This is a genomic window from Nonomuraea rhizosphaerae (genome assembly GCF_019396405.1).
Lineage (GTDB): Bacteria > Actinomycetota > Actinomycetes > Streptosporangiales > Streptosporangiaceae > Nonomuraea > Nonomuraea rhizosphaerae.
Genome location: NZ_JAHKRL010000488.1, coordinates 1 through 8828 on the forward strand (window position 1 = coordinate 1; position 8828 = coordinate 8828).

General features: G+C 72.8%; 8 protein-coding genes. 4 read left to right on the plus strand and 4 right to left on the minus strand.

Features of this window, described 5'->3' with window-relative positions; all coding sequences use genetic code 11:
- A partial coding sequence (locus tag KME77_RS25420) for a DUF3376 domain-containing protein (protein WP_219471459.1) occupies positions 1–2254 on the plus strand: 2254 nt, incomplete at its 5' end.
- Positions 2255–2276: 22 nt separating this feature from the next.
- Positions 2277–3134, plus strand: coding sequence for an NAD(+)/NADH kinase (locus KME77_RS25425; protein WP_219471460.1), 858 nt, complete (start codon positions 2277–2279; stop codon positions 3132–3134).
- On the opposite strand, the gene KME77_RS25430 is transcribed toward KME77_RS25425, so the two are convergent.
- Positions 3080–4363, minus strand: coding sequence for a YibE/F family protein (locus KME77_RS25430; protein ID WP_219471461.1), 1284 nt, complete (start codon positions 4361–4363; stop codon positions 3080–3082). The genes KME77_RS25425 and KME77_RS25430 overlap by 55 nt on opposite strands.
- A 39-nt stretch (positions 4364–4402) precedes the next feature.
- On the opposite strand from KME77_RS25430, the gene KME77_RS25435 reads away from it, so the two are divergent.
- Together KME77_RS25435 and KME77_RS25440 are read left to right on the plus strand one after the other, a co-directional pair.
- Positions 4403–4729 carry a DUF72 domain-containing protein gene (locus tag KME77_RS25435; RefSeq protein ID WP_219471462.1) on the plus strand — a complete coding sequence of 109 codons (327 nt, stop codon included), beginning with the start codon at positions 4403–4405 and terminating at the stop codon, positions 4727–4729.
- A complete protein-coding gene (locus KME77_RS25440; protein WP_219471463.1) occupies positions 4729–5697 on the plus strand; it encodes a magnesium transporter CorA family protein in 969 nt (322 codons plus the stop codon). Before KME77_RS25435 ends, KME77_RS25440 begins: the two co-directional genes overlap by 1 nt.
- Here the strand turns inward: KME77_RS25440 and KME77_RS25445 are convergent.
- The 3 genes from KME77_RS25445 to KME77_RS25455 all read right to left on the minus strand — a co-directional run.
- Positions 5675–6136: a DUF1850 domain-containing protein gene (locus KME77_RS25445; protein WP_219471464.1), complete on the minus strand. Its 462-nt coding sequence runs from the start codon at positions 6134–6136 to the stop codon at positions 5675–5677. The genes KME77_RS25440 and KME77_RS25445 overlap by 23 nt on opposite strands.
- A gap of 44 nt (positions 6137–6180) precedes the next feature.
- Complete coding sequence (locus KME77_RS25450) at positions 6181–7119, minus strand: TAXI family TRAP transporter solute-binding subunit (RefSeq protein WP_219471465.1); 939 nt, start codon at positions 7117–7119, stop codon at positions 6181–6183.
- Positions 7116–8828: TRAP transporter permease (locus tag KME77_RS25455; protein WP_219471466.1), on the minus strand; the 1713-nt coding region annotated here is incomplete at its 5' end. The genes KME77_RS25455 and KME77_RS25450, both read right to left, overlap by 4 nt.

Consider the following 8828-nt stretch of genomic DNA (forward strand, 5'->3'; position numbering starts at 1 on the left):
GGCCCCCGGCCGGCGGGCGGCCCGGCGGCTGCCGCCGGGGTGGGGGCCGGCCCAGCGGTTCGGCTCCGGCGAGGACCACGAGCTGCGGCGGGCGCTCGTGCGGGAGGCGTGCGCGTGGCTGCCCGGCGACGTGAACGCGGCGGAGGTGCCGCTGGGGCGTCAGGCGGTCGTCCGCTCGGCGTCGGTGGTCCTCGGGCTCGCGCGGCAGGCGCGCGGGCTGTGCCCGTCGGCGCGGGACAGGGAGAAGCTGCTGCGGATCAGCCAGGAGCTGCACGAGCTGCTGCGCGGGCTGCGCGTGCGGCCGGGCGACCCGGACGGCCTGGTGCGGGTCGTCAGGGAGAGCCTGCGTGACGAGCCGTCCCCGGGGACGCGCTTCGAGGTGTGGGCGGTCGAGGTGTTCAGGCGATGGCGCGAGCTGGACGCCGGCTCCGGGCCGGCGCTGACCGGGGTGGGGCAGGCGCTCGTCCGGCTCTGCGAGGTGGTCAGGAGCGGGAGCGAGCGGGTCGCCGATCGCCCGCCGGGGCTCGACCGGCTGCTGAGGCGGCTGCGCTCGCTCACCGGGGACGTCCGGGCGGGTGAGGCGCGGGTCACCGGCGCCCTGGTCCGGCTGGAGGTCCGTCAGGTGCTGCTCGGCGGCTCCGCCCTGGTCCTCGAACAGCCCGTCGAGCTGATGCAGCTCTCCGCCGAGTCGCGCAACGGCTTCACCTGCCACACGACGCCCGGCGAGAAGCTGGCGGGGCTGCAGCTCAACCACTTCGGCGCCTTCTACAAGCGTTCCTGGCGGGGCAACGACTGGCTGTGGGGCCGGGTGGACGCCGCCGGCTGGCTGGTTTACCTGCTGCTGCAGCCGGCCCGGCTGCGCCGTCTGCAGGAGATCTTCGACGTGCCGGGCGGGGACTTCGTGACCTGGCTGACGGCGCGGCTGGAGGAGGTGGCGGTCTGCGCGGGCGATCCGCACGTCACGGACGGCGAACGCGCCTGGCTGCGGAGCCGCTGGTCGGCCGACAAGGAGCGGATCGCCGCCGAGCTGGCCTTCCTGGCGATCGGCAGGCCGGTGGCGGGACGTGACCGCGACCCGTTGAACCTGCCCGTCACCAGCATCGCCGTCGCCCGCGGGCCGCAGTACGCGATCGTCCGCGAGGAGCTGCCCCTGCTGGCCGACGACATGGACCTCGACCTGCGGGAGAAGGCCAGCGGCCGGCAGGGCGCGGCGTGGCGGCGCAGGATGGCGCGCTGGAACGTTCCCGAGCCGCGCGCGCAGGACCTGGTCGAGCAGTTCGCCTCCTGCCCGGTGCCGCGCGAACGACTCACCGGCGAGCTGGGCACCGACCGCTTCACCTACACGGCGGCCACCGCCGTGGCGAGCACGCTGAAGCTGGCGACGCGGGCCGCGCCGCGCCTGCCCGGCGTCCTGGCCGGTCCGCTGTCGGTGGTCCGCGGCGTGTCCGTCATCCTGTACGTGCTGGCCAGGGGCCTACTGGAGGGCAGCAAGACGGGGGTCGCGCTCGTGGTGGCGGCGGTGCTGCTGGGGGCGGGGCTCGTCCTGACCCCGTACGGGCCGGCCATGGCCCTGGGGACGCTGTTGCTGGCGGGCGGGGGCGTGGCGGTGGCCCTGGCCGCGTGGCCGCGGATCGCGCGGGCGGGGCGCGCGCTGCCACGGCTGGGGAAGGGGGTCGCGGTGGCGCTGGCCGCGGCGGGTCTGGTCTCCCTCCCCTGGCTGTTCCCCGGGGCGTGGGCCGCCGCCCTGACGGCGGCGGCCACGTGGCTGGGCGGCAGTCCGTTGACGGGCACCGCGGCCACGGTGGCCATCCTGCTCGGCGTGCTGGGCGTCTCCTCCGTGCGCAGGCGGCCGGACCGGCGCGCCGCGCTGGAGGAGCGGCTGCGCCGGTACGCGGCGAGGCGGGGGCTGACGCTGGTGGTGTGGGTCGGGAACGGCACCGACGCGGACGTGCGCGCGGTGCGCCGGGCCTGCGAGAGGCTGATCGCCGACCTGTGCCGGCGCGGGATCCGCCGCGCCCGGCTCGCCCTGCGGACCGAGTCCGGCGTGGTCAGGATCACCGCGGAGCACGACTGCCCGGAGACCACGGCCAAGGCTGGCACGGATAAGGCTGGCACGGACAAGGCGAGCGCGGGCGAGATGGGCACAGACAAGGTGGGCGCGGGCGAGATGGGCACGGACAAGGTGGGCGCGGGCGGGCGGCCCGAGGTGACGCGGCGTGAGGTGCGGATGCGCAGGCGCTGGCGGACAGCCTGAGCGCACCCCATAAGCTGGCCGTATGGGCATGGTCGGGACGGTCGGGCTGGTGCTGCACCCCAGGCGCGACTCCGTGGTGGCGATCGACACCATCCTGCGCTGGGCGGCGGGCAAGGGCGCCACCGTGATGGGGCTGCCCGAGGAGGTCGGCAGGATCGACTGCAGCGCCGTGCCGGTCGACGAGGGCGTGCTGGTGGAGCGGGCCGACCTGCTGGTCAGCCTGGGCGGCGACGGGACGATGCTGCGCACCATGCGGCTCATCGCCGGGCGGCCCACGCCGGTGCTCGGGGTCAACCTGGGGCGGCTCGGCTTCCTGGCCGAGATCGACATCGAGGAGCTGCCCGCGACTTTGTCGGCCATCGACGCGCACCGCTACACGGTGGAGCCGCGCATGGCCGTCCGCACGAAGCTCGACGGGGCGGAGGTGACCGCGTTCAACGACGTCGCGCTGGTGCGCATCCCCGGCGAGGGGATGGCTGCCGTGGGGGTGACGCCCGGCGGCGACCCGTTCGTGCGGTACGCGGCCGACGCGGTGATCGTGGCGACCTCCACCGGTTCGACCGCCTACAGCTTCGCGGCGGGCGGGCCGATCGTGTCGCCGCGGGTCGAGGCGGTGCTGGTGGTGCCGGCCGCGGCGCACTCGTCGTTCAACCGGGCGCTGGTGCTGCCCGCCGACGAGGAGGTGACGCTGGAGCTGCTGCCGGCCAGCGGGCGGCTGGCGGTCGAGGTGGACGGCGCCGTGCTGGGGCACCTGTGCCCCGGTGACCGGATCACGGTGTGCGCGGTGCCGGGGGCGGCGCAGGTGGTGCGGCTGGGGACGACGTTCTACGAGCGGGCGCGGCGCAAGCTGCGGGTGGACGGCAGCGCCGAGGTCGACTGATCGCCTCTGCGGCGACGCCGCCGCCCGGCGGGCGGCACGGCGGGTGGCACGGCGGGCCCGTCGCCGGCGCGGCGCGTGTTGACCAGGGCGGCGAGCGCCGTGGTGATGGGGACGGCCGAGATGAGGCCGATCGTGCCGACGATGCTGCGCACGATCTCCTGCGCGATGACGGGCGTGGTCAGCACCTCGCCCAGCGGCTGGTCGCCGATGCTGAACAGCAGCAGCAGCGGCAGCGACGCCCCCGCGTACGCCAGGATGATCGTGTTGATCACCGACGCGATGTGCGCCCGACCGACCCGGCCGCCGGCGCGGTAGAGGCGGCGCAGCCCGTACGAGGGGTTGGCCGCGGCCAGCTCGGTCACCGTGACCGCCTGGGTGACCGTCACGTCGTCGAGCACGCCGAGCGCGCCGATGATGATGCTGGCCAGCAGCAGCCCCTGGGTGTCGATGGAGTGGCTCATGTCCAGGGTGAACGAGCTGTCGTCGCTGATGCCGTTCAGCCGGGCCAGGCCGACCGCCGCGTACGACAGCAGCCCGGTCAGCGCGAGGCTGGTCAGTGTGCCGAGCACGGCCATCGAGGTGGTCAGCGTGAACCCGTGGGTCAGGTACAGCACCACCAGCATGATCGCCGCCGACCCGACGATCGCGACCAGCATCGGCGGGCTGCCCTGGAGGATCGCAGGGATGACGAACGTCAGCAGCAGCACGAACGTGATCGCCAGCCCGGCCAGGGCGGTCACGCCGCGCCAGCGGCCGAAGGCGATCACGGCCAGCGCGAACGCCGCCCCGAACAGCCACAGCGGCCGCGACCGGTCGTGGTCGGAGATCTGGTACGGCGACGCGCCGCTCCCGCTGTCGGGGTTGTAGATCAGCACGATGTCGTCGCCCGCGGCGAACCGCTGGGCGCCCGGCCCGCTCGGCAGCCGCAGCGTCACGTCCCGGCCGGCGTCGGGCCCCTCGGCGACCCGCACCGCCGCGTCGCCGCAGGGGACGGTGGAGGCGGGCGCGCCGGCGACGTCGCGGCACGGCTTGGTGACGACCGTGCCGGTGAGCCGCCGCACCGACGTCTCGGCGCCCGGCTCGTCCTCGGCGGCGCCGGGCCACAGCCAGACGAGGGCCACCAGCGTGGCCAGCGCCAGCGGCACCAGCACCGACAGGGTGGCCACGACCGCGCTCCTGGAGGCGGGGGCGGTGACATGTTCTGTGCCGTGCGAGTGGTTGGCGCCCATCGAGGAGTGACAGTACTACGGCGGGGTAGGCGCGGGTGCATGACGACGCTGGTCGGCACCTCGGGATGGCAGTACGAGGACTGGCGCGGCGGTCTGTACCCGGAGGGCTGCCCGCAGCGGCTGTGGGAGAAGCTCGGCCCGGTCCTGCTGCAGCTCCCGCCCACGCTGAGGGCCGATCCCGGGCTGCTGGAACGCTGCCTGGCCTGCTTCCCCGGCGACGTGCGGGTGGCGGTCGAGCCGCGGCACCCGTCGTGGTGGAGCGACGAGGTCCGGGAGGCGGGCTGGCAGGACGCCTACGTCTACTTCAACAACGACCCGGGCGGGGCGGCCGTGCGGAACGCTGCCCGCTTTGCCAGACTCGTCTAGTGCATACGCGTCTTTACCGGAACGGCCGCCTGGAGAAGGAGGGCTTCCCGATCGAGGAGGTCTCCGACCACGTCGGCGACGAGGACAACACCGTCTGGTTCGACCTGTGCGCGCCGTCGCCGCAGGAGCTGGGGGCGATCGGCGAGGAGCTCGGGCTGCACGAGCTGGCCGTCGAGGACGTGGTCTCCGACCATCAGCGGCCGAAGGTCGACGTCTACGACAACCACCTGTTCATCACCGCGTACGCGGTGCACTTCGACGGTGAGCGGCTCGACCCGGTCGAGGTCAACGCGTTCGTCACCCGCAACGCGCTGGTCACCGTGCGCGAGAACGACCACTTCGACATCCGTGAGGTGCTGAAGCGCTGGGACGAGGCCGACCGGCTGGCCGGGCACGGCGTCGCGTTCCTGCTGCACGGCCTGCTCGACTACATCGTGGACGGCCACTTCGACCTGATCCAGGAGTTCGACGGCAAGGTCGAGGAGCTGGAGGAGTCGATCTTCGAGGAGGGGGCGGGCAACTCCAGGGAGCTCCAGCGCACCATGTACGACCTGCGCAAGAACATGGCCAGGTTCCGCAAGGTCACCATGCCGATGCGCGAGGTCGTCGGCACCCTGCTCCGGCGCGACCAGGAGATCGTCGGCGACCCGGTCATGAACGCCTACTACGAGGACGTCTACGACCACGTGCTGCGCGTGACGGAGTGGACGGAGTCGCTGCGCGACCTGCTGGCCAACATCCGCGAGACGCGCCTGGCCCAGCAGGGCTTCCGGCTGAACGAGATCATGAAGGCGGTGACGAGCTGGGCGGCGATCATCGCGGTGCCGACGGCGATCACCGGCTTCTACGGCATGAACGTGCCGTATCCGGGCTCGGGCCAGCCGTGGGGCTTCTGGATGGCGTCGGTGCTGGTGGCCGGGGTGTCGGTGCTGCTGTACGCGGTGTTCAAGAAGAACGACTGGCTGTGACGGCCAGCGCGTCGAAGGGCGGCCGGCACGGGACGCCGCGGTCGTCCAGGGCCAGGGCCACCGCCAGCCGCACGTCCACCGCCCCCTCCGCCGGGTAGAGGGGCAGGCAGCGGCCGCCGGCGATCAGCGTCCTGCGGCCGACGGGGGTGGCGATCAGCGGCAGCTCGTCGTAGGTCGCGGGCGCGGCCAGGCGCAGCGTCCACAGGCCGCCCGCGCGGGCCCGCTCGCCGTCCAGGGCGTAGTAGTCGATGACGCCGCCGCTGGTGGAGACGACGGCGCGCATGGTGAAGCGGCGGCCCTCGGCGGTGAACACCTCGGCCGAGGGCGCGCGGTAGATCGAGTGCACGTAGCCGATCATGAAGACGCCGGAGCGCGGCAGGACCAACCCGTCCACGGCCGGCCGCCCGGCGCCCGCCGCGCCCGCCGTCAGCAGGACCACCAGCAGAACGGCCGGCAGGACGGCCGGCGCGGCGAGGAGTCTGGTCAGCCCTTCTCCTTGTAGTAGCGGGCCGCGCCCGGGTGCAGCGCGATCGGCGCGACCTGCTGGCCGAGCTTCGGGTCGAGCTTCTTGGCCTCCGGGTGCACGGCCGAGAGCTGCGCCTTGCGCTCGAACAGCGTCTTGGTGATGTCGTAGGCGAGCTGCTCGTCCATCTTGTCGGGCACGAGCAGGACGTTGGCCACGCCGACCGTCTTGACGGTGCCCTCCAGCTTGTAGAGGGACATGTCGATGTCGAGCCCGATGTAGTAGTCCTTGCCGTACTTCTCCTGCATCTTGGCCAGCACGTCGCTGGTGTCGATCATCTTCATGTCCGGCTTGCTGGTGGCCAGGTCCACGACCCCGCCCGTGGGCAGGCCGCCGACCCAGACGAAGGCGTCGATCGTGCCGTCCTTGACCGCCTGGACGGACTCGTTGATGGACAGCTGCTGCTTGGTGATGTCGGAGTCGGGGTTCATGCCGGCCGCCTCCAGCAGGCGCCTGGCCAGGACCTGGGTGCCGGAGTTCGGCGGGCCGATGGAGACGCGCTTGCCCTTCAGGTCGGTGACCTTGCTCGCGTTGACGCCGGGGGCGACGACGACGTGGGCGTAGTTGTCGTAGATGCGGGCGATGGCCTTGACCGGCTGCTTGGCGGTGAACGACCCGGTGCCGTTGACCGCGTCGATGGCCGTGTCGGTCTGGGAGAAGCCGATGTCGGCCTTGCCGGAGGCCAGCAGCTTGATGTTCTCGACGGAGGCCGAGGTGACGGAGGCGGTGGCCTGGGTGTTGGCGACGTTGTCGGTCAGCTGCTTGGCCAGGCCGCCGCCGTACACGTAGTAGACGCCGGTCGTGCCGCCGGTGGCGATCGACAGCCGGTTGCCGGAGCCGCTGACGCTGCCGCAGCCCGCGAGGGCCACGACGGCGAGGATGGCGAGGATCCGCTTCACGCTGGGACGCTCCTTCTCCTGATGAAGTGGACGGCCGCCGCGACGGCCAGGACAGCGAGGCCCACGGCGATGGGCACGGGTTCGAGGAACAGCAGCAGCACGGCCGCCGCCGCGGCCAGCAGCCGTTCGGGCCAGGCCGTCACGCCGCCGGTGGCCATGGCCAGCGCCGCCACCGCGACGGCCGAGACGGCCGTCATCAGCAGCACCATGCCGATGGGGCCCTGGCCGAGCAGCGCCTGGCCGTTCGGGGTGAGCACGAACGCGAACGGCACCAGAAACGCCGGCAGCGTGTAGCGCCAGGTCATCATCATCGTCCGGTACGTGTTGCCGCCGGTGATCGCGGCCGCGGCCACGGCCGACAGCGCGGTCGGCGGGCTCACCTCCGACAGCACCGCGTAGTAGAAGACGAACATGTACGCCTCGGCGGGTGAGACGCCGAGCGTGGTGAGCGCCGGGCCGATGATCACCGCGGCGATGATGAAGCTGGCCGTCACCGGCACGGCCAGGCCGAGCAGCATGACGGCGACGCCGGACATGACGGTGGTGAGGATGAGGTTGCCGGCGGCGACGTCCACGATGATCGCCGACAGGTTCAGCCCGAGCCCGGTCTGGGTGATGACGCCGACGATGATGCCCGCCGCCGCGCACACCGCCGTCACGGGCAGGACCTCCAGGGTGCCCTTGGCCAGCGCCTGCGCGGTCCGTCCCGGCGTCATGCGGTGCTCGGGGTCGAGGAACGACAGCGCGAACGCGACGGCGGTGGCGATCACCACCGACTGGAACGCCGAGCGGTCCATCGCCATCAGCACGACGATGAGGATCAGCGAGCTGAAGTGGTAGCCGAACCGCAGCAGCAGCCTGCCCGCCTTCGGCGCGTCCACCTGGACGGCGTGGGTGCCGAAGCGCCGCGAGTCGATCTCGATGGCCAGGAAGATGCCCAGGTAGTACAGGATCGTGGGGATGGTGGCGTAGACGAGCACCTGGAGGTAGCTGACCTTGAGGTACTCGGCGATGATGAACGCCGCCGCGCCGAGCGTGGGCGGCGACAGGATCGCCCCGATGCCGCCGGCGGCCAGGATGCCGCCCGCGGGCTCCTTGGGGTAGCCGGCCCGCCTGAGCACCGGCCAGGCGACGCTGCCGAGGCTGACCGTCGTGGCCACGCCCGAGCCGGACACGGTGCCGAGCAGGAAGCCCGCGGTGGTGACCGTACGGCCGGGGGCGGCGCGGGACTTCCGGAACGCGGCGAAGCTCAGGTCGATGAAGAACTTGCTCGCGCCCGAGTAGTCGAGCACCGCCCCGTAGATCGTGAACAGGATGATGTAGCTGGCGGCCACCTGCAAGGGGACGCCGAAGAAGCCCTCGGTGCCGGTGTAGAGCTGGGAGACGATCTGGCCGAGGTCGAAGCCGCGGTGCCCGATCGTCCAGTTGATCGGCAGGTACGCCCCGAAGTAGGCGTACACCAGGAAGACCAGGCAGATGACGGTGAACGCCCAGCCGACCGTGCGGCGCACCGCCTCCAGCAGCAGCGCGGTCAGCAGCAGGCCCGCCGCCACGTCCAGCGTCGTCAGCGCCGAGCCGGAGCCGCGGTCGCGGAAGGCGTCGATGTCGAGCAGCGGGTACAGCAGCACGGCCAGGGAGGCGGCGGCCAGCAGCCAGTCGGCGACCGCCGGCCGGTCGGTCGTGGCCACTGGCTCCTCACGCTTGCGCAG

Coding starts and splice junctions, on each gene's coding strand:
- KME77_RS25435 (WP_219471462.1), top strand. CDS start 4,403: ATGACGACGCTGGTCGGCACCTCGGGATGGCAGTACGAGGACTGGCGC.
- KME77_RS25425 (WP_219471460.1), top strand. CDS start 2,277: ATGGGCATGGTCGGGACGGTCGGGCTGGTGCTGCACCCCAGGCGCGAC.
- KME77_RS25430 (WP_219471461.1), bottom strand. CDS start 4,363: ATGGGCGCCAACCACTCGCACGGCACAGAACATGTCACCGCCCCCGCC.